Source organism: Spartobacteria bacterium UBA695, assembly GCA_002298145.1.
Taxonomy (GTDB): domain Bacteria; phylum Verrucomicrobiota; class Verrucomicrobiia; order Chthoniobacterales; family Chthoniobacteraceae; genus UBA695.
On sequence record DBMP01000010.1, the window covers coordinates 19,597 to 44,778 of the forward strand.

Genomic DNA, 25,182 nt, shown 5'->3' on the forward strand with positions numbered 1-25,182 from the left:
TCATGGGGTTTCCAGGGAGTCGATTTGCTCCTGGCTGATGGTGAAGGTGAACGGCCCGCGGTTGCCGCAATCGTCGCCGTTGTTGAGGTTGGCTTCGCCGATGAGGACGCTCGCGCCGCTGTGCCAAAGGGTGACTCGAAATTTGGCGGCATCGCAGCAATGCCCACCGGGGCACGGGCCATCCGTGTTGCTGTATTGAACCGAAACGGAACACCCTGCGGTGATTGTTACACCCGCTCCCATTCCGAGTGATCCTTGATTCGGGCAACCGTCGTAGATGATGGTTGCATTGGCATCACGGACAGTGACCCAGCCCACACCCTCGTGGCATCCGCCGTCCACTTCGCAGTCGAACGCGAGCGAGTATTGGCACCAGTCAAGCAGCTTGGCGGTGGCCGTGGTCTGGATGTCCGAGGAACCGCTGGCCCAAGCCCGTGCGGTAAACGTCAGTGTGCTGCCGGGATAGGCGGAATAAGGATCGCTCCACTGGAATCCGTAGGAACCTCCTGGCCCGAGGGTACAACTCACGACCGTACTGGGGCCGTTCGTAACGGAAACAAACAGGACCGACGCCCCGGGCGTTCCCGAGGGATTGGAAAGCGAGACGGTTCCGATAAAAATCGGTTTTACGAACCCATCCGGATAGTTGGACCGCTCGTAGCAGTTGACCTGGGTATCCTCAATCGTGAGGCTGATGGTGGGCCAGACGACGGTCTGTTTAGTGCGCTGGATGGTCGTGCTGGTTCCGCCACTGCCGCCCCCGCCACCGCCGCTGCTGGAACCAACCTGTCCCGCGCCGGAATCCCCGGAGGGCGTTTGATCGGGGGAGACAGGAGAAGAGGAGTCGGATGTGGATGAATCAGAAGAACCGGGTGTGTCCGGTGAATAAGGCAACGGACAGCCGTTGGTGCCAGTTCCCGCCGTGGTGCCGGTGGTCACGCATTCGGCGGGAAGATTGGTCCAGTCGAGCGCGAGAAACTCGTCCGCGCCGAAGTCCGTGTTCTGCACCACGCGCTTGGTGCCATCGGCGAGAATCAACCAGATCAGCCCGCCAGTCCAGCGTTCAAGCCAGCGGTTGGTCCATCCGTTGCGGCGCACCCGCCAGCCAGCGTTCAACGCCGCCTTTGCCGTGGGCCAATCAAAAAGCTGCGAAGTGCTCATGAATTGATGGCCCGCTCCAGGAGCATCGTGAAGATTTGCGAACTACGCTGGATGGTGGATGGCGAAAGGTTCGGATCGGTTTGCTGGAGATCAATCTGGATTTCGCACGGAGCAGAAAGCAGCGTGATTAATTGCGAGTCATCCGTGGATGTGGTTGTGGTGGCATCCCCCACCACAGCCGAGGCTTCATAATCACTGAGGGCACCTTCGAGTTTGTCCGGGTCGAGATAGACCAGGGTCCGCCAGCGGGTCCGCTCATAGGAACCGAGCTTGGTAAAGGAACCGTTGCTCAAAATGAGCCGAGCATCGGACTCAAATTCCTTCAATCCGAAGGCAATGCCGGTTACCGGCAAGTCAAGTAATTCACCACTCTTCTGGAGCCCGATGAGGAGCGGAAGGTAGTCGCCGTTCTTTCCGTGGAGCTTGCCGTCGGGAGAGGTGGGGAACGTCACCGCGCCCGAAATGAGGTCGATATTGACCTCGATCCCAAGATCGGTCACGTAACCCGCATCGTCGATGCCAAATGTGACCGCCAAGGTCGCCGTGCCGTTGGCGTTCGTGATTTTGATCGTCGTGTTATAAACGCCGGGGGTGGTCGGCATCCCGGTAATGAGTCCGCTTGAAGTATTGATCGAGAGGCCGTCCGGGAGGTTGGCGCAGGACCAAGTGCCGGTTTGGCCATCCGTTGTGGCGCATTGGTAGGCGACGTATTGGCCGGTGGTGAAACCGAGTACGCTAGTATTGGGATTGATGACGGGTGCGGCCATAAGCTATGCGATGGAGGCTTGGAGGTCGCCCGAGGCGGGCTTGATGAGTTGATAAGCAACCCAGCCCCGAGCCGTGGGAATGCTGTTTTCCGTGTCGAATTCGATGAGCCGGGCTCGTAACGCGAAGTTGGCGGAACCGGGTGCAACGGCATTAGCGTTTTCCAGCCCGCCGTAAAGGAGTCGGTCGCAGGTGATCGCGCCGAGCGTGCTTCGGTAGACGTTGATGCCCGCGTAGCAGATCGTGGCGACGGGCGTCAGGATAAGGCGCTGTTTAAGAATTGGGCTAGCCGTGTCCCAGACCACATTGAGCAAGTTCGTTTCCACCGGGCTCGGATCATCCGTTTCCGATGGCGCTTCGCCTTTTTCGATCACCAGCATCCATTGGGCCTGCGAGGTCGCTTTGACCAGTTGCGTCGAAACGCCGAATGCCACGGAAAGCGTCTTCCCCACTCCGAGCATCTTTTCGTTGATGTAGAGGCTCCACAGGGTACGTTCAAATGCTGCGGGAAAATAGCTGATCGTGCTTCCGGCTTGGTTCGCTCGGTAAAGAATGCGTCCGTCGCTGGCAAAAAAACCGTTGGCGGGGACAGTGTTACTTCCTCGCACCATGCCACCTCCCGGCACCTGCAAAGCTCCTCCGGTCTGGTTTTTCCAGACCTGTCCCACGGCAACGGAAGGCAGCGGAAGCGCGGTAAATGCCCCCACGTTGGCCGTGTGGACGGCGGGTAGCACGTAGGGCGCGCGGGAGGACAACTTCGTAGCGTCCAGGCCCGATTCGGCAAAGGGACTCCCCGCCGAGGACGGAAGGAAGAGGACTTCGGAAATCGTCGGGATGGGAATCGTGTAGGTTCCCGACGTTGAGGAGGAGGAAACCGCCCCGAGGTTGGGTACGATGGATTCCAATGCGCTGAGCCGGTTACTAAAGCTGTCGATGATGGACTGGAGTCCGACGATTTGCCCGACCGTGTGAGTGTGGGACTGAAAGGCACTTTTCGGCCCGGCACTGGTGATGGTGACGGCCAGCGAATCCACGGCGGGCGGATCGTTTTGATCCGGAAACTTGATCGTAAGCGAGTTCGCGTCCACGAACGTCACCGTGTATTCCGTGTCTGCGATCCGCCGGCCATTGTTCGCGTTTTGCCGGAGGGTGATGTGGAGCGCATCCGTGCCGAGGTTATGATCAAGCGTGAACTCGCGCAGGACGCCGTCTCCGATTACGGCCTCATAATGCTGCGATCCGGTAATAATCTGATCCCGCGTGAACGGGATGTAATCGACCGGCTGCGGAGGCCGAAGCCAATCGATTCCGGCAGCGGCCGCCATCTCTGCCCATTGCAGTTCGCGGACAATGGTGACGGGTTCGCTGAAAAGCGTAACGATCTTGCCGGGGGTGTCCGCCGTGTCATCATCGTTGGCAATTTCCAGTTCTACCTCAAGCTGTACGGACACCGAGGCGGTATTCCGTAGCGCCGCGAACACTTCTGCCGTGTTGAGATCCAGCGAGAACGTCAAATCGCCTGGTTCCACGCTTCCTACCTCAGCCACAAGCAAATCCTGCGGTAGTCCCGCGAGCGGTCCCTTGAACTCGACGTAGGCGTTATAAGGTTCCGGGTTCGTAACAGCGAACCGGGTTTGCCCATCCGTGTAGAGATTATTGAGCGCGGTTTCAAGCGCCGTGGGATCATCGTCCTTTGAAAAATAGATCGTGGAACGGCCCTCGAATTTGAGGCAGTACGTCCCGCGAAAAGAGGCCGGAACTTTGACGGCCTGGATTTCGTTGACGATGTATTCCGTGAAACCCTCGGTGTAGGTGGTCCCGGCGCGAATCCGGCGCACGCTTGGCGGTTCGGCCAACACGCGCTCGCTCAATCCCGTAAACGCAATGGGCGCTTGCATAAGCCGCACCTCGTGCCACCAGCGCCCGTTCTGCTCGAATGGCCGAACCCGGATGAACGATACCGGCGAAAGCAGATTATCGGCGGGCTGGAGGGGAACCTCAATATTCTGCCCGAAGCGGACCATCCAGCAGCCGGAAGTCGCCTCAATGACTTGTTCCACCCCTCCGTAATCCGCCGCTTCGGGCAAAGCGGAAAGCAGTGGTTTGAGAAGAATGCGGTCGGAACTGAAGTCGATCAGCGGAGTAGCCGTGCCGTTGGTGCCGATCCTCAACGAAAACTGACCGGACGCAGGAGGCGTGCTGATGTTGCCAAGGGATGCGCGGAGCGAGCGGACGTTGCGCTGGACTTCGATGGGCGAGCCGGTTTCAACGGTGTCCAGAAGCCGCAAGGCGAACGTGACATAGTCACCCTGCACCAGCGACGGTAGCGTGGCCGGTGTGCCGGATGAATCCGTCAGCCGCCGCGTAGCGAGGTCGCCATAAATGAGGAAGGTTTGCATTCCGCGTGGGGCGGGATGTCAATGTGCGGATGTTTGATCCGCCACGGTTCCAAACACCGAGGGATCAAATTTGATGACCACGTAGGGAAACGCTGGATCGAGTGACTGGTCCTCGGCGGCGGTGCCCGCCGCATCGCTACGCTCCTGTGCCTGCTTCGCGGCGTTATCGCTAGGGATAAGGCTCATACGGTCCAGAAATGCCCCTGCATACTGGTTTCGTTGAGGGCGTTCACCACGTCGAGATTGGCATCATTGATCGTGGAAAGGATGCTGTTCCCAATGGAATCCAGCAATCCGAAGGCAAGCCCCGTGTGGATTGTGATCGAGTTGAGATTAGTGGTATTCAACTCGTTTACGTTGGCATAGCCCAAGTTCCAGAATACGCAATGCTGCGTATATGGAATCCATGTTGGGCCGGGAGAAGAATCGTCCGGTTCATCGGGAGGCGAGAGGAGCCACAGCGTGGCCAGTTTCAACTCGTCGTAATTGGGCTCATCCGCCGTCCCGAGCAACCGCTCCAGCATGGTCGGATATTGCGGAGCCGTGAACTCGGATACGGTGGAAAGCCGGTAGGGGTAGCGATCCATCGCGGATGTAAATGAGGTGGAATGGATGACGAGATTGCCCGTATCCGGGGCGGCGTAGGTCGTGTCGGTGTAAGTTCCGGTATGATCGACGTGGAGCAGGAAGTCCGCCGCCGCGAGCCGCCGCGTTCCGTATTGCTGCGGAAAAAGCTCCACGTTGGCCTGAAGCGTCCCGTCCAGCGAGTCGGGCGTCTGGGCGGCGGCTTCCGGTTCCCGTGCTCCGAGCTTCTTGAAAAGGGCAGGATACGTGCAGCCGACGCCGGTCGCATCCCGGAAGTTGGTAACTTTAAGCACCGGGGGTGTCGCGGCGGTTAGCGGCACATCATCACTGCCAAGTACGGCGTCCGCACCGTTCACGAAACCCGGAGTGAATGTTACCGACCAATTTCCAGTGCCGCTGCCGTCTTCCACCCACCGGGGATGAATCGTCCAGGGATGATCCCAATTCGTGGGGCGCAACGTGGGTGAGATTAAGACCCCCGCCTGCGTTTCCTTGATGCGCGAGTTCACGCCCGGCAGCGGACGGGAGCGCCGGATCATCGCCATGACATCGTTGTAAGCGCGTGCGGGGAAGTTGAACATCAGGTGGGGAAAAAGAAATGCCGCACCCGTGCTTCATTTGTAGTGCCGGAAGGAAAAAGCGCCACATGGCGCAAGTTGAAGTAGGCGATCTGGAACGCGGTGACATTGTCGTTGTCATCCTTTCGAAGCAGAACGAGCGGATACCGGGTTTTGCGGCCCGAAAGCGCGGGAGGTAGCAGCGGCGTATTGCCGTCACCTGGGGTACCGGGATCGGTGTCACTCAGCCGGGCGACCTGAACGATGGAAGCCGTCTTGGTTTTCCACGCCTCATCGCACACGATCTCAACGCAAATGAGGCTCACTTCGCTGGAGGTGAACCGACTCGAAGCAATGGACAGCCTTGGCGGGTCGGGGTTCTTTTTGTCGCCGGACATGAACCGGTCGCCAATTTTCGGCTCGATCCCATCTACGAGCCCTTTGCTCAAGGTCGCCTGCTTGGATTCCAACGATACTCGCCACGGATGATCCCACACAGCGGCGTTTGCATCGAAATTGACGATGGTGCCAAACGGCATCTCACGAAGCCGCACGCCCACGCCCGGCAACAATCGCCGCGCCCGCACCATCGCCTTGAGATTGTTCCAGAATGACGCAAGGAGCGGGATCGGATCGCCGGGATGTACGTCTTCAAACATAATCAACTCAAGCTGGCACCAAAGCTCCCGCTGCTGGATTCGCCAAGTTGGGCCGAAGCATAGACCTCCGTAAACCACCCCAACGGGCCGGAGAGCATGTATTCAAGCGAGATTTCGATGCTGTTTCCGCGCATCCGAACCTTCGGCGCCAATTTGAGCCAGTTGCGCTTTCCGAGATTGGGTAGGTTGAATTTTCCGATGGAGGGCGGTGTTTGTACCGTGCCGATTCCAAAAAAGATGGACTGCGGCACGGTTTTCGATCCGTAGGTGACGCGATAAATCGCTCCGGCCACGAGCCATGATTCCACGCCATACATCTTGCTCTTTTGCCGAGCTGATCCGTTCTGCGAACCGCTTGCCAGTCCGCCAGAAGATGTGCTTGAAGGAAGATATTCGGAAAAGGTATTGAGCGACTCATCCCATCCGAACGAGCTTTTCAAATTCTCGAACTTCGGATGCGTCTTAATAGCTTCCTCGGACATGGACGCATCAATTTCAAAGGTCTTCTGATCGTCAGTTGGGTTATCCTCGGCCCCTTCGCATGTGAGTGTTACTTCGTACCCACCATCTTCGCTCTGCCGGAAACTGCGGGAGACGATGGGAAGATCAATGTCCAGCTTGGGCGTGTAGGAGATCGCCTCGGAAAGCGTGGCAACATAAAACGGCACGGTAACACTGGTGATGCCGTGCTTATCGACGCCACCGTTGATTCCTAAAAGCTGAAGCGGTGTTTCGTCCATTGCGATTACGTGAAGACCGGGGTGAGCCCTGCGGATTGCCGAGGCTGCTTTTCGATGAGCGTTTTCACTCCTTTGTTCAGTTCCCGAAGTTCCTTGGTCTGCTGGCGGGTTTCGGTAAGGAGCGGGTCGCCCGCGCTTGTGTAACCGCCGCCGCCGATCTTTTGCAGATGAGAGAACGCGGGCTTGTTATCCAGTTGTTCGCCAATGGGGGCGTTGGGCGTCTTTGTGGGAAGCTCCTTCAAGGCTTCGTCCTGGCTTTCCTGAACGTGGTCCAGCACTTCCGTAACGACTTTATCCAGCCGCTTGGAAATGCCGCTCGTATCAATGATGGAATTGCCTTCGTTGAACCCCTTGCCCGCGGCGTCAGCGATATTTTTTAACTCCTCGCCCATGCGGGTCTTGATGATCTCGATAGCCGGAGCGAGTTTTTCCGATCCATAAGCGTCAATGGCATTGGCTCCTCGCCACATTTCGTTCGCCTTGGAACGGACGGCCTGTGCGCCGCCGTGGATTTTATCGCCGATAAGGGGAACGTCTTTGAGCTGGTCGATCAATTCCGCTACTGCACCGAGCAACGCAGCCGTGAACCGGGCGGCAATGCTCAAGAGCGCCGCACCGAGCGCCTTCCAGAAATCCGCCGTGGTGGCGATTTGCAGAATGGCCAGTGCGTTTTTGGGCCCCTCCAGCATCATCTGGGCAAGCACGTTGCCAATGGCGGTGAGTAACCCGAGGAGGAAATTCGCCGCTTCCGCGAAGGAAAGTTCCATCGATGTGAGGAGCACTTCGCCGAGTTTTCCGTCCTGGAACGCCTGGATAAATAAGGCAATCGACTCGCCGACTTCCTGTCCAAGCGAAGAAAGATCGAGCTTTGAAAATTGATCCAAGAGAGGCTTGATCACGGGAGCAACCCGATCCGCGACTCCGACAAAGAATCCCTGGACCTTCAACCCTGCCGTTGCCAGCTTGTCGCTGATGTCATCAAAGAGGGCCGCGTCTTTATTGAGGAGTTCGGCTTGATTGCCAACCTGTTCCCCCGCTTGTCCAAAGCCGCCATCCGCGAACACAGCCAGCAGGGACGCGCCGCTCTTGCCGAAAACTTCCATGGCTGCCGTGGCCCGTTCCGCGGGATCGGGCAATTTATTGATCGCCTCGCCGATAATGCGGAACTGGTCGGACGGCGTCTTTTTCCGAAGCTCGTCCATGTCCAACCCCAAGCGTTTGATGATCCCGGCTGCGGAACCGGACTCGATTCCCTTCATCATCTTCGCCATCACCGGCCCAACATCCTCCGCTGCTTTTCCCGAAAGTTTGAATTGCTGCTGGAGGATGGCGAGGTCACGCACGGCAATGCCAGTATTATTGGAGAGATCCAATAATTCCCCGCCTTTGTCCAAGGCTGCCGTGAAATGTTCCACGCCTGCGGAAACCAACTCTGCTCCCTTTTTGAGCACTTCAAACCCAATCGCCAGCTTTGCGATGGTATGCTGGAATTGCAGCAGCTTGCGGTTGATATTTAAGAGCGCATTACTGAACTGCTTGTCATCGGCTTCAAAAATGGCGGTAGCCTTGGCGGACATCGCTCAAGGCCGCGTGTCAAATGCCAGGTCCGTTTGCAATTCGAAAGATCAGAAGCGCCTATCTGGACATACCCTTCTACATTAGATATCCTTGCCAAGGAGGAACTCAAATCTGAGGGTTCCAGCGCAGAGGCTCATTAAAAACCAACATTTCATATGAAATCCAGAGCATCCATCGCGGCGATCACTCTTTCGCTTACTGCGTTGCAATCACTGTATGGAGGAATGTTTGAATCTGATATGCTGGAATCAGGTATGCTTTACCGAGTTCGAATGGAAGGGAAACTACCATGCGAATATCTTCAAGTTACGATGGAATCGAGTCCGTCAGATTTTCGACCAGACAAGCAACGGTTAGCCAAGGTTCTGCTTCTTGCTGCTGATAAAAAGACCGTTCTTCAGCGCATTACTGACATTACGTTTGACGGATGCACGGCAGAGCAAGACGACTTCAATTTTGATGGGTATCGTGATTTCAGATCATTTCTCTGGCAGGAGAGCGGATCGGGCGGACATTTCTATAGACATTTTGTTTTTGATCCGAAGATACGGCGTTATGTGTCGTGCCGGGGAGTTGGATGAGCTTTGGTCTCCATATCCTGATTATCAGAAAAAAGTGATTCGATCATATTCTCGGGGAGGCGGGATGTATTCTACTGCTCGCGAATATCGTTGGGTAAACGGGAAACTGGTTGTCATCTCGGAAGTCAAGAGAGACCGTGATGAAATCGGCGGCTGGTATACCGAATATTCCACGTTTAAGAACGGAGCTAAGCAACATTCGAAAAGAATTTACCGTAAAGACGAACGATGAGGAGGTTCCACTCTTGTGGCTCGGTTATCAAAATCCCGCCTTCTTGACTGATTTTTTTAAGAGATAGTCCGCCTGACGTTGCATAGCATTGGCTTGATATTGAACGGCTTTCGCGATGCGGCCCTCGTAATTTTTGACGCTTCCGACAAACTTGACCGCGTTGCTTACTTCAAGCCGGAACCGCCGCGCATCGCTGCTCGGTACATACCCGCCAGGAGCGGGATGCCGGGCGATCCACGCAGGGAGCCGGACGCCAAGCTTTTGCGCTGCAACGTTCCAACCGGAAGCGAGCCAGCCTACCCGCGCGAAGAGCATTTTGCGAAGGGCATTGTATTCCGCGCTGGAAACAGGATACGGATTCTTGAGGTTCCGCGGATTGATCCGGCCCGTGTTTTTGTCACGAAACCGCCGATAAATATCAGCGGCGTTTTGAAGCTGGGACGTGCGGGATGGGCGCACAGGCATCATCACACGCGCCAGATCTTTGGTGATCGTGGCTTCGCCTTGTTTCTTTGCGGCGCTTCCCGTCACACCTTTGGAAGCGGGCGGCGTGACCTGTGCAACGGTTCGCACAAATCCTCGCGCCGCCTGCTCGACCAGTTCCTTGCGGGACTTCTTGACGTAGGGGGCGAGGTTCTTGATCGCCGCCTGGACCTTCGATGTGTCGACTTTGCAGCGGACGTTCATGACAACGGCTTCCAGTTGCCGAAGAGTTGTGCAAACTGGTCTTGCGGAGGTGGAGCAGGGGAGACCGTCCACTTACCTGCCGCACGCAAGGCGCAGTGACGGTATTGAAGCATCTCGGAGAGGTGCAGATGCCAGAGGATAAAATCCCGAGGCCAGCGGGTTTCTCGCGCCAGGGTGAATACAGTTGCTGCCAGCCACCCTGGCTCTAGGAGTTTGGGGGCTCGGCTTCCGTCCGTTCACCGGGCTTCGATTCCAAGTCGAACTGCGCGGCGGCAACTGCGTCGGAGTCGCCTTCAATCTGCGCCGAGAGATCGGAGAGCGCGTTGAGCGGGATTTCCAATTCAAAGGCAAGCAGCCTCTCATCCAACGCATCCGTATCCTCATCCTTGGCGAACCGGACCAGTTCCTGAACGTCCACAATCGGCTGGCTCTGGATAAACAGAAGAGCAGCCATCTGGCGCTCCATCCGCCATTCCTTGCAGGGGCCGTCGCATTCGCCGACCACGCGGGCGAGGCCGAGGAGGCGCGCCGCCGTCAGCGTGCCAAGGGAGAACGGGCGACATTCCAACCCGGCGATCTTGGCCGAGCCGGTGACGAATATTTCAGCGAGGGTGTTTTGACGGGAATCTTTCATTTGTTCAAGGCATCGAGAAGTTGCTGACGGCGGTCGGACGGCGCGTCAAAGGGAATGAGGGCGAATTTCTTGCCCTTGCGAACCAGAGCGACGGGCACGGAGGTTGAAATGCCCGCCGTGAGCCGCTGGAAATTGGTCACGGCAGCCTTGGCGTAAGAAAGTGGATGATCGGGATTTGAATGGCACCACGCATCATCTTTCCACCACTGGATCAGTTCACAGGTTTTAAACCGACCATCCTCCGTCTTGGTCCCGAGGCACCACGTCATTGTGCGCTTTTCCTCGCCGTTAGTTATTTCACGGGTTTCAAGAAACGGCTGGGTTTCGTAAAAGGGAACCCCAAGCGTCACGAGCGCGGCCACCATGGAGGTATTCTCGGAAGTGACCGGATCAACATCCATCTCCCGCACAATGCAAATTTTATCGCCTTCCTTCATGGCTAGACCTCCTCGGCGTTCGGGTAGTTATCAAACCCATATTCCCAGCCGCCGAAGTCCTCGTTGCTTTCCGATTCCTTCACGCTGGGGATCACGGTAACGCCGCCCGTTACGCCGGACACGCAGGGATCGCCGACCCCGGGGACGATGGTCAATTCCCCGTGTCCCTTGACGGTGCCGGAGGTGGTTGGGTTGTAGACGTGGACGCGGGCCACGTTGCCGTTCGATCCTTTGAGCGCCTTCTGTTCGATCTTCTTTTCGACCTCGACAGAATCGATCAACGCGCCCTGGTGCTTGGTAATTCCAAATTTTACGTCGGTGGCAGGCATGGTATTACCGGTGCCACGATGTCAAAAATCACGGAACGCCGTAGCCGACCTTGAGCGTCAGCGTCGTGCGGAACCGGGCGCTGTCGGTTTCCAATGCGGACCCCGCAAATGCGTAACCGTAGATGTGGACCGAGTTACCGGTATTAATCTTGGCAGCCACGTCCATCCGGCCCGCAAGGCATACGCGAACTTTCTCCACAAGGGCGACGTGTTCGTTAGGGGAATTATCGTGGGCTTCGCTTTCGACGATCACCGAAAGCTCGGATCGGAACACCTCGCTCGAACCGGCGAGCGGTTCTGATTTGCTGGAAAGCGTCACGGCGGGGAGGCCGTGCTCGTCGCTATCATGGCCGGTGAAGAACGAGACCGTTCCAGAGAGTAAGACGTTGCCTTGCAGCACGGCAAGGAATGCCGATTCAAGGGCGTGGTCGAGCATGGCGCGTTAGTCCAGCGGCCCAACTACGATGACCAGAAGGGGATATTGAGGATGGTTCGTAATCCGCTCAATGCGGAAGCGGTCCCCCTCAAATTCAACGATTTCCCCAAGCTTGGGAAACCGGGTTCCAAATGCAGTCCGGGGAATCTTGATGGTAAAATCGCCGGTGCCAGTGAACCCGCCAAGGTCCAGATGTTCCCCGATGGTGGGATCGGAAACGAGCGCCTTATGAGTCTGCCCATTCCAAGTAACCGGTTCCCCAACTTCATCCAATATTTTTGCCAGATCGGCGGCTTTTTCGTGCTTCATGCTCGAAGCAGGATGTCAACGGCGCGGAAAATATTTGTGTTGCGAGTCTGCCACAAACGTATTACATTCTCTCCTGTGAAAACGCTCACCGTCAAGTTGCCGGAATTGCTGTTTGCGGAGATTACCCACGCTGCCAAGGAGCGAAAAATCGCCAAATCTGTTATTGTCCGCGAACGTCTTGAACGGGTCTCCAAAGAACAACCCTCCCTTTGGAGTCGCATGGCCGATCTGGTGATCGAAGAAGACGCCCTGCCGACCGACCTTTCCTCTAATAAGAAGCACCTTCAAAAGTATGGCAAAAACCGTTCTCATCGATAGCGGGGCGATTGTTGCCGCCTTGCGCAAACGGGATCAGCATCACGTCTGGGCGAGATCAAACTTTGAAGCGTTTACGACTCCGTGCGCGACCTGCGAAGCCGTCGTATCGGAAAGCTTTTTTCTCCTTGAACGCGCCAAACAAGGGAAAGAGACGCTCTGCACACTTCTGGAACGCGGGATCATCAAGGTGGAGTTTTCGCTGACTCCCCACCTGGAGGAAACGCTGCACCTGATTCGTCGCTACCGGGATACGCCCATGAGTTTCGCCGATGCGTGTCTGGTGCGCATGAGTGAAATCCATAACGACTCCGTTGTTTTTACGACAGACAGCGATTTTACGACCTATCGTCGAAACGCCAGGCAAATCATACCGGTTATAGCGCCTTGGTAAGAGGTAAACTGGTTGCGTGGAAACTATTTAATGCGAAGCCCCCGCGCCGTTTCCAACGCGGGGGCCTTATGCACGCAACTCAACCAAGGCGCTTAGGGTTTGACGATTCGCTGGATGCCGTCGCCGATGGCGGCTTCAAAGCCGTAGAGGCATTCCACAGTCACGAAGATCCGGTTGCTTTGGATTTCCGTGTAGCGGAGGTAGCCGAAGGTCAGACCCGTCTCGGGATCGGTTACCGCGCCCGCCTCATCGTAATTGGCGACGGGAGCGAGGTAGCGCATGGCTACTGCAAGACCGCTCGGGTGGGCGGCGAACCCTGCCAGTTTTTCGCCGTTCTCGGGGAGAATGACCGTTTCATAGATGTCGAACCCGGCCAGGCGGCGAATTTGCGCCTCGACCACACCCGGCTGGGCAATGGGTGCCATAAAACTCTTCGCCACGATCTCGTCACCGAGCAGGTTCGTGTAATAGGCACCATCCAATACCAAAGATCGGTCGGTTACGGGCATCTTGACATTGCTGCACGCCTCACGAACCGCGAGGATTTTCTTATAATCGAATGCGGACGCCGCCACGGCAGGAATGGCCGGAACACCATAATTGGCAGCCGTGATTTCGCTGAAAATATCCTGTAACACATCTTGCGCGAGCTGCTTGACCGCGCTGGCCACCAGCGTCTCCAGGACGTTGAGAGCGGTTTCGGCGGCTTCCCGCGCAGTGACGTGAACGGTCTTGAACTTATGCCGATTCAACTGCACCGGAATCACGGTCACCGTGGAATCCGCGGCGGAGGTATAATTTCCCGCGAAGTCGCTCGATTGCGAGGGAGCGCCGACGACCGGCACGCGCACGGTATCGAGCTTATCCGCAGGCTCGGGCGAGAAATTGGTGGAAAAGGCGCGCAGCGGGGTAAGCGCCGCCATGAACGGCTGGAGCGCGTTCTGCGCGACCTTGATGTCGTTGACGTTGGTAAGGGTATTGGCCATGGGATTTTTGGGAGGGCTGCGGTTACTTGGCGATGGCGCTGGAGAGAATGAGCGCCTGTTGTTCGGCGGTGAGGGAGCGCCAGAAGGTGGTCTGGGCCTTGGGATCGGAAATGGCTTTGAACCGGGCGACCAGATCCTCGGTCTGCTTGTCGCCTTTCGCGGTAACCGGGACGGGAGCGGTGGTTCCAGTGGAGGCGACGATTTCGGCAGCGCGTTTGGAGGCGCGTTGCTCAAGATCCTGTTCGGCGGCTTCGAGGGTCTGGTTGCGGGCGGTGAGTTCCGTGATCCGCGTATTCGCCTCGGTTTGCGATTGCGTCAGGGAATCGATGGACGCGCGGGCCGTGGCAAGATCGGCGACGAGCCGTTCGCGGTCGGCGGTCAGTTCGGTGACTTGGGTGATGAGCCGTTCGTTATTGGCCGTGGCTTCCGTGAGGAGGGAGGCGCTGGCTTGGGCGTCGGTTTCGAGTTGCCGGACCCGCGCCAGCGCCTGATCGAGTTGTTCGTCAGTGGTGAGCATGTTACCACTGGATTGATGTCAACTAGGAGACATGTCGGCTGCGCAGCATGGCCAGCGCCGCGTCGCGGCTTTTCACGGTTCCAGCCAGGTTGAAACGCATCGCTTGCCGGGCGGAAAACGACTGGCCTTCCATGGCTTCCGCAGGAATGCTCCGGCCACGGGCAAGCACGGCGGTGCGAAAATCCGACGCGATTTCCTCAACGTCGGACTGGAGCCATTGACGCTGATCATCCGTGAGGGCTACGCCGGGCATCCCCGTGCTCTTGTATTTTCCAGCGGCAAAGACTTCCACATGCAGCCCGGCCTGTTGGTATGCCTCGGTGCTATCCACTACGGGCAAGATCACGCCGATGGAACCAACCCGGGCCGAGGGCGTGATGTAAATGGCATCGCATTGCGAGGCGACCCAATATGCCGCGCTGCACATCTGCCCGCCCGAAAACGCATAGGTGTATTTGGTTTTGCAGAGGTCGGAGACGGCCTGCGCCAACTCCGGGGTGCCGTTGACACTGCCGCCGGGCGAGTCGATATCCAGAAACACGGCCTGTACGTCCGGGCGTTGCGCAGCGACGTTGACGGCGTTTATGATTTCTTCAATGTCGGTGGCTCCGAAGAGAAACCGGCTGATCATATCGGGATTGCGCACCATCGGTCCCTGGATTGGGATGTTCCCGATGCCGCCTTCCACGGTAAGAAGGTCGCAATCTTCGTCACGGTTATCGGAGGTCAACGACGATTGGAAAAGGGCCGAGAACCCTTCGGGCGGAGATTGCGCTGCCACCAGCATGGCTGCATGTGCGTCCGGAGTAATGAGCCAGGGTTGGCGGCGGAAAAGAATATCAGTGAGCGTCACGCTAATGATGACGTGTCAACGGGGGATGGATTGGGATAACGATAGTGAAGGGGAAGCTCTCCGGGAACTGTCGCCCCTTTTCGAATGTTATCACTCGCCCAGAGAGGTCTTAGATTCGTATAATGAAAGCACTTATACTGATTCTTCTTGATGCGAAGATCAAAGGCATAGCACGGAACGATGTGGTCGATGTGCCAGCCATGAGTCCCGAAATTTTCCCAACTCATGCCTTTTTGGAACTGAGACTCGATGTGTTTTCGCGCTTTTCTAATGGAACAGCCGAGTAACTTAATTGACTTGGCAGCCTTTCTTCCAACCTGCGTTTTTATTGCACGGGCAACGCTTGCACTTAATGCGACGGCTAACGCAAAATTGGGATCGCTAGCTTTCCGTTTACGGAACCGAGAGCGATTTCGAGCCAAAACGTCGGGGCGCTTTCGATACCGAGCATTCCATGCGCTATAATGTTCCAGGTTCTTCTGCCGCCATTCTTTGGTTTGTTGACGAACGCGTTCCTTGGTGCGGCAGTACTTGGCGTGTCTTTTTTCCCGAATGCTCTCTCTATGTTTTTTAACGTAAGCTTGAGTATATGCTTTAACCTTTTGGGGATTGCGCGCTTTCCAAGCTCTCATATAGGCACACCGTTGTTCGGGATCTTTGTGGGGCACACAAATGATCTCATGTCAATCATGCTGACTTCACATCAACGGTTTCCTCAGTTGCGGTGATCTCGGAAGCAGTCACCGAGCCTGAACTGGGACGGTATAGCATCTCCAAAGGGATTTGATATTTCGCCGCGAGGTCGAGCAGGAGCCGGGCGTCCTGGGCCCGGGTCTCCGCCTGTTCCTCGAAATCAAGTCCCAGTTCGGCGTAGGATTCCGAAAGCGTCTTTAAGCCCGTTTCGACATCGGCCCGGTTCTGCTCTGCCTCGCGTCCGGCATCGACGGTTACACGCTTCGGCCTTTGGAACCGCACCTTGTGCCAATCGACTTGGGCGGGAAGTGCACCGGTCGCGATGGCGTCCCCGATCACATACGACCAAACGGGACGAATAAACCGTTGGATCAGAATTAACTGCCGGAACGAAAAGCGGCGGTCGGCTTTGGCCACGACCAGCCGCACACCCGCCCCTCCGATCTTGGATGAATCCGCGGCGAACTCATAGGGAAGCACACCAAGCGCACTGTCACGGCGGACAAAATCCAAAAAGCCGGTGAAGGTTGGGCTGGGTCGATTCGACTGGAAGCTGTCGAGCGATTCGTTCGGTTTGAGCGCAACCAACTTTCCGCCGATAATCCGCTGCAAGCTAACGGGATCGCTCCCATCCATCGGGGCCGGGGCGTGTCCCACCGAGAAATCACCCGATTCATCGTCGATTTCCCCTCGGTCGGTCTTCAGAATCCGGGCAACGTCCGCATTGTCTTTGACCGCGTGTTTTTCTAGGGCGAGCAGTTCCATCTCGTCCAGGATGTGATTGATGGAATGCTGGATTGTTGCGGCATGCCGCACGGCGCTGGAGGATTCCGGTTCAAAAACGTGCAAGATACTTTCCGCCGGCAAATCCCTGAACGAACCGTCATCCAGAATCGTCCGGTAAAAGGCGGGAGCGCCGACCGCGTCCAGGCCGATCCCGTCCACCGTATCCGTGCTGCCGGAAGCATCACCCACCCGGTGCGCCTCGATCAATTGCAGCACCAACCGGTTGTCTCGGTCCCGGGTCTTGTGAACGAAATACTCGCCGTCCACGTCGATCCCTCGGCAGACGAGCGACTGGCATTCCTCGAACGAGAACCGCCGAGTGACCTCGCAACGCGCGGCCCAGTTAGCAAAATATGCTTCGGCCTGCCGGTTCCATTCCTGGCTACTCGACTGGGCCTGCGGCTTGATGCCATCGCCCGTCGAGTAGATGGCCATGTTCCCCACCAACTCGCGGACAAACCCGGAATTCTTATGTAGATAACGAGACCGGCGGACCAGTTCGTTGCGGATGCCGGGTGTCAGATCCCGTTTGGCGTCGCCGGGGGAGGCTCCCGGAACGTTGCCGCGCCGGGGCGACCAGTTGGCCGATTCATAGGGGCTGAACCACCCGAATGAATACGCCAACGCTTTACCGAAGATCTGGCGCAGGCTCATTTGTAGAGAAAGAAGGAAACGATGGATTGCGCGATGCTCCGCCTGCGGACATACGTGGTCGGTTCGAGCACGCGCAACGCGTAGGCGCATTCCTCCAGCACTTCCTTGACCGGCATGGCGAATTGCTTGGAAACCGAGGAACCGCTGTCCCCCCACGACATGACCGTTTTGCCTTCCACGAGCAGTTCCTTGGCCCGGGCCTGGATTTGCAGCACTTCGGCCACGGAAAATCCGGTAACAAATAGTCCCTGTGCCATATCAAGTCGTAAGATACTTGGCCCCGTTGGGAATCCGGTAATCGACAGCGATTTTTCCCGCGTCGAGCGAAGCAAACTGCTTGAACGCGGCAGGGGTCAAATCGAGTGCGTTGCCAGTGCCACGGGCGGGACCGAGATCGATTACGGGGACCGTGATCATTTTGCCGGATGTCACATGCTTGACCTCAACTTTCGTCCCCCACGGAACGCGCGGGAGTGGCGATCCCTTACAGGGGCCAAAGTTCATTGGGAGCGCACACCCCATGACATCTGGCCTTTTCTTGGTACTGATGCCACTGGCGGTTTCGCCATTGTCCTGCGGATCGTCCGCGCCTCCGAACCATGTCGCTTTTGCGCCGCGCACCACGAGATCGTTGCCGTCCACGAGTACGACGAACCCCCACGTTCCGTTGCCCTTGAGCACTTTCAAATCGTCACTCATGCCGAATAGTCTCTTAATCCAAGTGAACATGGGTTATTGAGCGGCAGTGGCCGTGCGGGCTTGGGCGGCGGCGGTGTTGAGCCCCGTGGCGATGTTCTCGACGATGGTGGACGCCTCAGTTTTTCCGGCGGTGGCGAGAGCGTTACCCGCCACGGTTCCAAGCGAAGCGGCCAACTGCTGCCATTGCGCCCCATCGTTGGGGCTCCAGATTTTCACGATCTGGGCGACATCATCGGCGGTGACGATGGTCGCCTCGTTCTGTCGCAGACCAGAGGCGACGGAGTCCAGGAAGTCAGCCTTGAAATTCTTGTCTGCTTCGTCGGCCGCCACGGAAATCAAGACCTGCTCGGCCACGGTCAAAGCCCGGTTGCCCACGACCGCGAGCGTGCTGTCGATCTGCGTTTTATGCGCCTGAACCCACGCACAGCCAGAAACGGCGAACACCGGAAGGAGCGCCAACAGGATCAGCGGCGTGATGTTATTATTGGATTGTCCCGCGTCGTTGGGAACGCTCCCTCCGGTGACATGTTTGTCCTTGGCCTGCGCGGCGAACGTGCCGCCGGAGACCATGGCAAGGATGCCCGCGAACCCGGTCACGTAACTGCGGATCGCCTCCGGCAGGAAAGCAACGAGGTCGGGGTTGATAGCGATGGCGGAAGCGAGAACCGCGATCCAGCCGGTCAGAGTAGTGCGCCAGTTAGCGCCGAGGATGGTGTTCATGCCTCTTCCGCGGTGTCAATTTTCACGAAGCGCTCGGTCACGTCCTGGCCATTGCAGATCACGCGGCGGTCACCTCCAAGAGCCAGCCATCGCCGAACGATGACATCGCAATACGCTGGCGAAATCTCCAAACCGAAGACACGCCGCCCAAGCTGCTCACCGGCGATCAACTGACTACCGGAACCGGAGAACGGCTCGTAGCAGAGTCCATCCCGTTTCGTATGCTGGCGCATCGGCACGGCGAAACATTCCAGCGGCTTGGGTGTGGGATGATCGGGGCGTTCATCATTGTTGAGCCCTTCGATTTCCCATACGCTCCGCTCATAATCCGAGGTTTCACGGGGCGGCTTATTCCCTTTGATCCAGCCCATGAAGCAGGGCTCATGCGCCCACAGATACCACGACCGGGTCAGGATCGGGCGGTTGGGCTTGGCCCAGATGATCTGCTGGTGAACGAATGCGCCGTTTTTTTCCCATGCATCCTCGACCATCCGCTGTCGGCGGCTTGCATGCCAACAATACCACGCGGCATGAGGATCAATCGCTTCCGCAATGGCGGTCTTGATGTAGCGATCATAAAGCTCGTTGTTTTGCGCGGCATCCGCTTCATCCCATGTGGGGCCATAGGTTTCCGACCAATCGGTGTTCTTGGTGCGAGTCTGGCCGGGATGATTGGTGCCATCGTAGCCCACGAGATACGGCGGGTCCGTGGCGAAAAGGATCGCTCGCTCGCCGTTCATCACGCGGCGCACATCCTCCGGGTTGGTGGAGTCGCCGCAGAGGAGACGGTGGTTGCCCAGTTCGTAAAGGTCGCCCGGTTTTGTGATCGGATTTGCAGGCGGTGGGGTAACGGTGTTACTCGGCTCCTCCTTGGTTTCGAGCCGGTCCAGCAGATCATCGAGTGAATCGCTGTCGAACCCGGTCAGATCGAGATCGATCTTCCCATCCAAATCCTTCAATAGCAGCTTGAGTTCCTCCTCATCCGTTTCCGCGATCTCCGCGATGCGATTGTCCGCGAGCAAAACCGCAAGCTCCTCATCGTCGCTGGCGAAATCCTGAAAATCGACCGGAACCAGTGCAACCCCCAGCTTCTGCGCCGCCAGGAGCCGCCCGTGTCCCGCGACAATGCAGCCGGAGCGCTTCGACACAGTGATGCAATGTCGCCAGCCGAAGTATTTGATATTCTTGGCGAGGAGTTCCAGTTGCGCGGCAGGGTGCGTGTTGGGATTGCGCGGGTTGGGTTTCAATTCCGCGACCGGAACAAGCCGTTCATGGGCACACCACACTTCAACCCCGCTGGCGAGCGCCTTGGCTTTTGGGGATTCGGGAAAGGAGATCATATCGCTCATGCCCACCGACCATGTGTCAACGGAAACATTGACACTCCGGCCCCTGCATGGCCCCAAAGAAAAGCCCCCGCACTCCCTCCCGGCTCGAACGCCGGTTCGCACTTCTATGGCGCACGGTGGATGGCCCGGCGCTGCAAGCCGAGTATCGTTTTCACCCCACGCGGAAATGGCGTGCCGACTACGCCCACCTCGAGAGCCGCACTTTAATCGAACTGGAGGGCGGCGTGTGGGTAGGCGGCCGTCACAACCGCGCCGCCGGTTTCGTGGCGGATGTGGAAAAATACCTCGAAGCCGTGCTCGCGGGCTGGCGCGTGGTGAGGCTGGTGGACTCCCAACTCACCCTGGAAACCGTGGGCCGCGTGGCCGCAATGATCCGATCCGGCAAGAGAAGCGATCCGGTGCCGGATCGATAGACCGGACATCCGCGCCCCCCATGCTCGGGGCATGGAGAGCGCGGAGTCCTAGGGCCTCTGGGCGTGCCAGGGAATCATTTCACAGCGCCTGATTTGCGACCCGCTTCGAAGGCTGCTTTGAGGGCGTCCCGAATCTCCCAAACGGAAACCTCATGGAAATCGAGCCGGTCGGATTTGCGGGTCTCCAGCGTTTCGATATTCAGAATCTCCTTTGCGATCTTCGCGGCGTAGTGCGGAATCTTGGCGGGCCGGTTCGTTTGCATGGCCTGTTATTCGCTCCTCCTTGAAATTATATCCATAGAAGTATCTGACTTTATTTGCGGGTCAGCCGCGGAGGCTGGCACACGACTTGATTAGCTGCAAATTACGATCTGCTCAGGCGTGTGTCGATGGTTCCACGCCCTCTGCGCGTAATTCCGCCAACTGCGCTTCCGACAAGTTGGCAGGCTCGCCATGCCGCTTCCAACTGGCCGGGTTGCGCCCGAATCCCAATTGAACCGAAAGACTAGCCTTCGGCATTTCGATCCCGTGAGCGCGGAAAATGCGGTCGCCCTCGGCGTATTTCACACCGGCCTTGCCGAGCGCCTTGGCGACCGAGCAGGCGGAAAACCCAAAGATGCGATTGAGCTTTCCTTTGCCAGTGCCCACTTCCTTGGAGACCGCAGTCTGTTGTTTTGCAGCGGGCTTGGGCTGTTTTGCCTGCACGGCGATAACCGGCGCGGCTGTGGCATCGAACCCCGTGATCTTGGCGTGGCGACCGCGCCCCTTGAAGATGGCTTTGCCGTATTCAAGTTTGCCGCTGCACCCGGCAAGGGTGTCGAGGTTTTTGATGGCATCGATCACCGGTTTGCGCTTGGGCGTGGTGAACCGGAAGTGTGTGGCCCCACGGGGGACCGGGTGGGCAGCTTTGATGGAGGCGGTTGTGGCGTTGGATTGGATGGTGATGTTCATAGGTTGTTTTGAGGTTGATGGTTGTGAAGCGCCTCCGGGGATCGAACCCGGAGGAGACTGGGTTTATCTGGATCGGACGATGGTGATTTGAAACTCGCTGCCGTCCTTCATGCGGAATACCACGCCCCGGTTGGTGGTCATGACGCCCCGATCTTCAAAAGAGGCGGCGCTTTGGAGTTGCTCAATGATGGGCTCGCCATCCTCGCCGGTTTGATATTCCAGTTCGAGAAGGGCTGCTTCGATATCGTGCTCTGTTTTCATTGATGCGACATTCGCTCTTCTGTTATTGATCATCGAGTTATCTAGTATTATTTATTCGTCCCGGTTTTCGGAATCAGGCACGGCGTTTGATTGAATTGCATCGAAGTTGATGGCCTCGACTTTCCGCCAGTCGACCGGAGGCGTGGATTTCACAATCCGCGCCACATCCGCATTCGCCGTCTCCTTCGGCAGTGCGATAAATTCGCTGCCGCTCTCGCCCTCTCGCAAAACAAACACGGCATATCCGCTCCGCAGGATTTTGTAGTTTTCTTTCGGGTTCATGGCTTATTCCTCCGCGATCAGGTTGCACCCGCGGGCGGCTTGCTTGAGCAGTTCGACCAAGTGGGCAGCATCTCCGGCGTTCGCCCAGTTCATTTCGTCGGGGGCGACGCCCAGGTGGTCATCCAAGTGGCGGGCGAGCATCGCGACTAATTCGCGGGCGCTGCCGATGTGGTGGATGAAGGCGTCCCGCGCTTCGTCTTTCGTGGAGCGGCGGGGGGCTTTGGTGGTGGTGGTCAGTTGCGTTTTCATGGTTGTGTGATCGCTCTTTCCAAGAATTACATCCACTTAACTATCTACATTTAGTTGTGGCCGACTGGTCCAAGCAGGCACAGTATCTGATTACTTGGTATCTTCGGTTTCTAGCTCGACGGACTCCCGCCCGATCAGCTTTAGCATCGTGGCGGCAGCGGTCTGCATCGCCTCGCAATCAAAGTAGTGGTTCGGGCGGTTCCCGATCTGAATCCATGCCCATTTGCCTTTGTCTTTGACCCGGTGCTCGGATTCCATTTGTTTTAGGTAATCCTCCGGCACATCGTCGGGAACCTCCCATGTCACCCCGTTGGCCGGGTCTTGGTTCCGGCGCAGCCGGGCCAGGCTGTCCTTAATGTTGAGGTTGCTCCAATAATGGACATGGCACCAACGGCTTACGCCGAGCACGACTTTGCGCCGAGGTGAATAGAACCGCTGGATCGATTTCCCGTCCTTGGTTTTGTGGGGGAATGTCGTGCGTTTGTCACCCATCAGCGCCACCCAGCCGCGTTCGGCACATTGTTTGTAGACCTCATAGGTCGCGTCGCCCGCGTCCACGAACACTAGATTTGCATGAATCGAAAAACGTTTCTGCAATGCTTCTACATCCTCGAAAGTGAGGATACGCTCGCACCAGACGAGACGGGACGATCCCTCGGCGCTCCATGAACGGACCACGGCGTAAAGATGATCCATCTGGCAATCGACCGTGAGCACCCGGAGCGGGATGGTGCGCACGCCCTCTTGGAACGGCGGCGGCACGATTTTGCCAAACCGGTCGATGCCTGCCTCGTCACACCAGGTATCCCCCATGCTGTAACCAGACGCCGTGATCTCCAGCTTAAAATCTTCCAAATATTCGCGCCACGGTAGCCCAAGCCGTTTTTGATAGAACTGTTGGATCAAGGAGGTATCGCCCTTCCGTGCCGCCTGTTTGGCTCGGAGATATAGCTCGGCCAATTTGCCCCACGACATCGTGGCGAGCGCGTTCCAATGGAACCCAACATTCTCCTTCGCCGCTCGCGGGTTCTGCGGGACGAACTGTCCGGTGGCATTGAGCCGACGCCGGACTTCATCGGTGTCCTCAAAATAGTGATTGCACGCGGCGCATCGCAGCGCCGTGGTGGTATGTACCCGCACGAAGTCGTATTGCTCGTTATCGTCTTTACAGTCCTTGCTCCATTCGATGTTTTCCCAAAGGTATGGCTGGCGGTGCCCGCATTCGGGACAAGTGAACATCCACTCCCGCATGTCGGTCGTCTCATGCTTGCGATGGGTGTCATCGTCTTCCTCGCCGCCCTGGGACATGAAGATGCACTTTCCGAGCCACCCGAATGCCGTCACACGGGCCTCGGCTTCCGCCATGTGCCCCGGAGGCCAGCGCCATGTTTCGTCCCCGATCATCCAGCGGATGGAGCGGCGCTGCAAATTGGTTTTGTTGTGTGCCCCGAGAATCCAAAGCGTCATGCCGTTGGCGAAATGGATCGTCTGGTTGCGGCGCTTGTGACGGTCGGCTGGGAAGAGGCGGCGGACCGGCTCACACTCGTCGAAGATCTTCTGGAGCCGGGATTCGCTTTGGTCCTTGGCGTCCTCGTCCGTCTGGTCGAGCCAGAGCGCGGGGCCGGGCAAGTTGGCGATGATGTAGCAGAGCGCCACCTCGGGCGCGGTGGTCTTACTCGCCTGCACCGCCGCAATGATCGAGACGAGCCGCACCTTGGGATCAATGATCGCATCAAGCACCTCTTTAATCTGCGGCGAGTTCTCGATACGGAAGCGTCCAGGCATGGGCGAATACGGGATGGAACGGATATGTTCCTCGGCCCACGCCCATGCCGGTTGGCGATCCGGGGGACGCCACGCTTCGCGCCAGATGGCGGTGAGCCGTTCACACTCCATCCGTTTTAATGCTGCCGGGCACTCTCCATTGGAAGAATTGCTCACGGCGTGTTGCCACCCCCGGTATGGAGCACCTTGCAAACCTCATCGATGGCCCGGGCGCATTCCTCCCGGATGCCCTGCGCGTCCTGGCCGCTCAAAATGGGCGGCAGTTCGTTTTCAAACTTCGCCCGCAGGAGTGCTATGGCCTTGCCAACCTGCGTGAGCCAGTCCCTGCGCACATCAGCCAGGAGAACGAACTCTCCTTTTTTGATCCCGACCTTGAGTTCCCGTTCCTCGATCTCGGCGAGAAGTTTGCGAGCTTTGAGCGCCGATTGATCTACCTCGGCCACGGCCTTCCCCGATTTGAGCCCGCGTCCGCGAACGAATTCACGCCATGCGACGACGTCGTGAGTTCCATTCGCGTTGGCCTGCGGCGCGCCCGACAGCTTTTGCCACCGCGTGATTTGGCGGCGGCTCGTGCCGAGGAGCGTCGCCAGTTCGACAACATTTTTAGCGGTCGTAACGGTGTCATCGCATCCGGCGGCTCTGGCGACAACCCGAGCGTGTTCCGAGGGAGAAAGCGGCTTGCCTGACGCCGCCTTTTTGAGGATGTTGCGCAGGTCCGCGTCGAGAATCTTGGCGTAGGCGTTTAGCGGGGAAGGAGTTGTTTCCATGTGAGATAGGGATGTGTCAAATGCGCCATTTGTCCCACTCCAAGCTGGCGGCGATTACAGAGGGAAACGAGGCACGATGGACGCGCTAAAAGTGGGACATCAAAAAAATGACTTCTCACACAAATTGAGCGAGGGACTTTTTCACCCCAAGCTTTCCGCCGGGCGCAGGGACCCCGAAATTTTTTGGCTGTGGCCGCTGATGGCCGCGTCGCTCACGCTTGGCCCACAATCGCGCGACGTTGGCCCGTGTGGCGCGAACTCATCGCCTAAACTTTAGTTCGCCCAACTTTTCCACAGGGGTTTCTCGTATTTTTTCGTTCCGATAAAACGTAGACCAATATGTATGCGAGTGAAAAACGCCTGCGGTTTCATTAAGCCAGTCCCGGATTTGATCGAAGGAGAAGTGCTTTTCTTCTCTC

Annotated in this window: 33 protein-coding genes; 4 read left to right on the forward strand and 29 right to left on the reverse strand. The window is 57.6% G+C overall.

Annotated elements, in window-relative coordinates; genetic code table 11:
• From B2828_RS04915 to B2828_RS04950, 8 genes are read right to left on the reverse strand one after another with little or no spacing between them, the layout of a single operon-like run.
• A complete protein-coding gene (locus B2828_RS04915) occupies positions 1 to 1,161 on the reverse strand; it encodes a hypothetical protein (RefSeq protein WP_479632580.1) in 1,161 nt (386 codons plus the stop codon).
• Entirely contained in the window at positions 1,158 to 1,928 is a 771-nt protein-coding gene (locus B2828_RS04920) for an Ig domain-containing protein (protein WP_479632581.1), read from the reverse strand. Before B2828_RS04920 ends, B2828_RS04915 begins: the two co-directional genes overlap by 4 nt.
• 3 nt (positions 1,929 to 1,931) lie before the next feature.
• Positions 1,932 to 4,325, reverse strand: coding sequence for a hypothetical protein (locus tag B2828_RS04925; RefSeq protein ID WP_479632582.1), 2,394 nt, complete (start codon positions 4,323 to 4,325; stop codon positions 1,932 to 1,934).
• 18 nt (positions 4,326 to 4,343) lie between these two features.
• Positions 4,344 to 4,511 (reverse strand): hypothetical protein, encoded by a 168-nt coding sequence (locus tag B2828_RS04930; protein WP_479632583.1) that lies wholly within the window; start codon positions 4,509 to 4,511, stop codon positions 4,344 to 4,346.
• Positions 4,508 to 5,491: a hypothetical protein gene (locus tag B2828_RS04935; protein ID WP_479632584.1), complete on the reverse strand. Its 984-nt coding sequence runs from the start codon at positions 5,489 to 5,491 to the stop codon at positions 4,508 to 4,510. Before B2828_RS04935 ends, B2828_RS04930 begins: the two co-directional genes overlap by 4 nt.
• Positions 5,491 to 6,126, reverse strand: a complete 636-nt coding sequence (locus B2828_RS04940; protein WP_479632585.1) for a hypothetical protein — start codon at positions 6,124 to 6,126, stop codon at positions 5,491 to 5,493. The genes B2828_RS04935 and B2828_RS04940 overlap by 1 nt, the downstream gene beginning before the upstream one ends.
• Positions 6,127 to 6,128: 2 nt before the next feature.
• Entirely contained in the window at positions 6,129 to 6,866 is a 738-nt protein-coding gene (locus B2828_RS04945) for a hypothetical protein (RefSeq protein ID WP_479632586.1), read from the reverse strand.
• A gap of 5 nt (positions 6,867 to 6,871) precedes the next feature.
• Positions 6,872 to 8,443: a hypothetical protein gene (locus tag B2828_RS04950; protein WP_479632587.1), complete on the reverse strand. Its 1,572-nt coding sequence runs from the start codon at positions 8,441 to 8,443 to the stop codon at positions 6,872 to 6,874.
• A 156-nt stretch (positions 8,444 to 8,599) separates the two neighbouring features.
• Between B2828_RS04950 and B2828_RS04955 the strand changes: the two genes are divergently transcribed.
• Positions 8,600 to 9,025 (forward strand): hypothetical protein, encoded by a 426-nt coding sequence (locus tag B2828_RS04955; protein WP_479632588.1) that lies wholly within the window; start codon positions 8,600 to 8,602, stop codon positions 9,023 to 9,025.
• Positions 9,026 to 9,284: 259 nt separating this feature from the next.
• Here the strand turns inward: B2828_RS04955 and B2828_RS04960 are convergent, their stop codons facing one another.
• The 5 genes from B2828_RS04960 to B2828_RS04980 form a co-directional block, all read right to left on the reverse strand.
• Positions 9,285 to 9,944, reverse strand: a complete 660-nt coding sequence (locus B2828_RS04960) for a hypothetical protein (protein ID WP_479632589.1) — start codon at positions 9,942 to 9,944, stop codon at positions 9,285 to 9,287.
• A 205-nt stretch (positions 9,945 to 10,149) separates the two neighbouring features.
• The gene (locus B2828_RS04965; protein WP_479632590.1) at positions 10,150 to 10,578 is read right to left on the reverse strand and encodes a hypothetical protein; all 429 of its coding nucleotides are present in this window, start codon (positions 10,576 to 10,578) and stop codon (positions 10,150 to 10,152) included.
• Positions 10,575 to 11,015 (reverse strand): hypothetical protein, encoded by a 441-nt coding sequence (locus tag B2828_RS04970; RefSeq protein WP_479632591.1) that lies wholly within the window; start codon positions 11,013 to 11,015, stop codon positions 10,575 to 10,577. Before B2828_RS04970 ends, B2828_RS04965 begins: the two co-directional genes overlap by 4 nt.
• Positions 11,016 to 11,017: 2 nt before the next feature.
• A complete protein-coding gene (locus tag B2828_RS04975) occupies positions 11,018 to 11,344 on the reverse strand; it encodes a hypothetical protein (protein WP_479632592.1) in 327 nt (108 codons plus the stop codon).
• 28 nt (positions 11,345 to 11,372) lie between these two features.
• On the reverse strand, positions 11,373 to 11,780 hold the full coding sequence (locus tag B2828_RS04980) for a hypothetical protein (protein WP_479632593.1): 408 nt from the start codon (positions 11,778 to 11,780) through the stop codon (positions 11,373 to 11,375).
• Positions 11,781 to 11,831: 51 nt separating this feature from the next.
• On the opposite strand from B2828_RS04980, the gene B2828_RS04985 reads away from it, so the two are divergent.
• Together B2828_RS04985 and B2828_RS04990 are read left to right on the forward strand one after the other, a co-directional pair.
• On the forward strand, positions 11,832 to 12,407 hold the full coding sequence (locus B2828_RS04985; RefSeq protein ID WP_479632594.1) for a ribbon-helix-helix domain-containing protein: 576 nt from the start codon (positions 11,832 to 11,834) through the stop codon (positions 12,405 to 12,407).
• On the forward strand, positions 12,382 to 12,798 hold the full coding sequence (locus tag B2828_RS04990; protein ID WP_479632595.1) for a type II toxin-antitoxin system VapC family toxin: 417 nt from the start codon (positions 12,382 to 12,384) through the stop codon (positions 12,796 to 12,798). Before B2828_RS04985 ends, B2828_RS04990 begins: the two co-directional genes overlap by 26 nt.
• A gap of 92 nt (positions 12,799 to 12,890) precedes the next feature.
• Here the strand turns inward: B2828_RS04990 and B2828_RS04995 are convergent, their stop codons facing one another.
• Genes B2828_RS04995 through B2828_RS05035 form a run of 9 tightly spaced genes read right to left on the reverse strand, consistent with a single transcriptional unit; the run spans position 12,891 to position 20,055 of the window.
• Positions 12,891 to 13,784: a hypothetical protein gene (locus tag B2828_RS04995; protein ID WP_479632596.1), complete on the reverse strand. Its 894-nt coding sequence runs from the start codon at positions 13,782 to 13,784 to the stop codon at positions 12,891 to 12,893.
• 22 nt (positions 13,785 to 13,806) lie between these two features.
• Positions 13,807 to 14,301 carry a hypothetical protein gene (locus B2828_RS05000; RefSeq protein ID WP_479632597.1) on the reverse strand — a complete coding sequence of 165 codons (495 nt, stop codon included), beginning with the start codon at positions 14,299 to 14,301 and terminating at the stop codon, positions 13,807 to 13,809.
• A 22-nt stretch (positions 14,302 to 14,323) separates the two neighbouring features.
• Positions 14,324 to 15,154 (reverse strand): S49 family peptidase, encoded by an 831-nt coding sequence (locus B2828_RS05005; RefSeq protein WP_479632598.1) that lies wholly within the window; start codon positions 15,152 to 15,154, stop codon positions 14,324 to 14,326.
• Entirely contained in the window at positions 15,151 to 15,786 is a 636-nt protein-coding gene (locus tag B2828_RS05010; RefSeq protein ID WP_479632599.1) for a hypothetical protein, read from the reverse strand. Before B2828_RS05010 ends, B2828_RS05005 begins: the two co-directional genes overlap by 4 nt.
• A 55-nt stretch (positions 15,787 to 15,841) precedes the next feature.
• Entirely contained in the window at positions 15,842 to 17,287 is a 1,446-nt protein-coding gene (locus tag B2828_RS05015) for a phage portal protein (RefSeq protein WP_479632600.1), read from the reverse strand.
• Positions 17,284 to 17,544, reverse strand: a complete 261-nt coding sequence (locus B2828_RS05020; RefSeq protein ID WP_479632601.1) for a hypothetical protein — start codon at positions 17,542 to 17,544, stop codon at positions 17,284 to 17,286. The genes B2828_RS05015 and B2828_RS05020 overlap by 4 nt, the downstream gene beginning before the upstream one ends.
• Position 17,545: 1 nt before the next feature.
• Positions 17,546 to 17,986, reverse strand: coding sequence for a septal ring lytic transglycosylase RlpA family protein (locus B2828_RS05025; protein WP_479632602.1), 441 nt, complete (start codon positions 17,984 to 17,986; stop codon positions 17,546 to 17,548).
• A 33-nt stretch (positions 17,987 to 18,019) separates the two neighbouring features.
• A complete protein-coding gene (locus tag B2828_RS05030) occupies positions 18,020 to 18,706 on the reverse strand; it encodes a hypothetical protein (RefSeq protein WP_479632603.1) in 687 nt (228 codons plus the stop codon).
• Positions 18,703 to 20,055 (reverse strand): site-specific DNA-methyltransferase, encoded by a 1,353-nt coding sequence (locus B2828_RS05035; RefSeq protein ID WP_479632604.1) that lies wholly within the window; start codon positions 20,053 to 20,055, stop codon positions 18,703 to 18,705. Before B2828_RS05035 ends, B2828_RS05030 begins: the two co-directional genes overlap by 4 nt.
• 47 nt (positions 20,056 to 20,102) lie before the next feature.
• Between B2828_RS05035 and B2828_RS05040 the strand changes: the two genes are divergently transcribed.
• Positions 20,103 to 20,468 (forward strand): PDDEXK family nuclease, encoded by a 366-nt coding sequence (locus tag B2828_RS05040; protein ID WP_479632605.1) that lies wholly within the window; start codon positions 20,103 to 20,105, stop codon positions 20,466 to 20,468.
• Between the two features lie 74 nt (positions 20,469 to 20,542).
• On the opposite strand, the gene B2828_RS05045 is transcribed toward B2828_RS05040, so the two are convergent.
• The 7 genes from B2828_RS05045 to B2828_RS05075 all read right to left on the reverse strand — a co-directional run bounded on the left by B2828_RS05045 (position 20,543) and on the right by B2828_RS05075 (position 24,763).
• Positions 20,543 to 20,731 (reverse strand): DUF6900 domain-containing protein, encoded by a 189-nt coding sequence (locus tag B2828_RS05045; protein WP_479632606.1) that lies wholly within the window; start codon positions 20,729 to 20,731, stop codon positions 20,543 to 20,545.
• A gap of 112 nt (positions 20,732 to 20,843) precedes the next feature.
• Positions 20,844 to 21,419 (reverse strand): hypothetical protein, encoded by a 576-nt coding sequence (locus tag B2828_RS05050; protein WP_479632607.1) that lies wholly within the window; start codon positions 21,417 to 21,419, stop codon positions 20,844 to 20,846.
• Between the two features lie 63 nt (positions 21,420 to 21,482).
• Complete coding sequence (locus tag B2828_RS05055) at positions 21,483 to 21,680, reverse strand: hypothetical protein (RefSeq protein ID WP_479632608.1); 198 nt, start codon at positions 21,678 to 21,680, stop codon at positions 21,483 to 21,485.
• A gap of 51 nt (positions 21,681 to 21,731) precedes the next feature.
• Positions 21,732 to 21,962 carry a hypothetical protein gene (locus B2828_RS05060; RefSeq protein ID WP_479632609.1) on the reverse strand — a complete coding sequence of 77 codons (231 nt, stop codon included), beginning with the start codon at positions 21,960 to 21,962 and terminating at the stop codon, positions 21,732 to 21,734.
• Positions 21,963 to 21,965: 3 nt separating this feature from the next.
• Positions 21,966 to 22,211 (reverse strand): hypothetical protein, encoded by a 246-nt coding sequence (locus B2828_RS05065; protein ID WP_479632610.1) that lies wholly within the window; start codon positions 22,209 to 22,211, stop codon positions 21,966 to 21,968.
• A 90-nt stretch (positions 22,212 to 22,301) separates the two neighbouring features.
• Entirely contained in the window at positions 22,302 to 24,152 is a 1,851-nt protein-coding gene (locus tag B2828_RS05070; RefSeq protein WP_479632611.1) for a terminase gpA endonuclease subunit, read from the reverse strand.
• Positions 24,149 to 24,763 carry a hypothetical protein gene (locus B2828_RS05075; protein ID WP_479632612.1) on the reverse strand — a complete coding sequence of 205 codons (615 nt, stop codon included), beginning with the start codon at positions 24,761 to 24,763 and terminating at the stop codon, positions 24,149 to 24,151. Before B2828_RS05075 ends, B2828_RS05070 begins: the two co-directional genes overlap by 4 nt.
• Positions 24,764 to 25,182 lie beyond the last annotated feature (419 nt).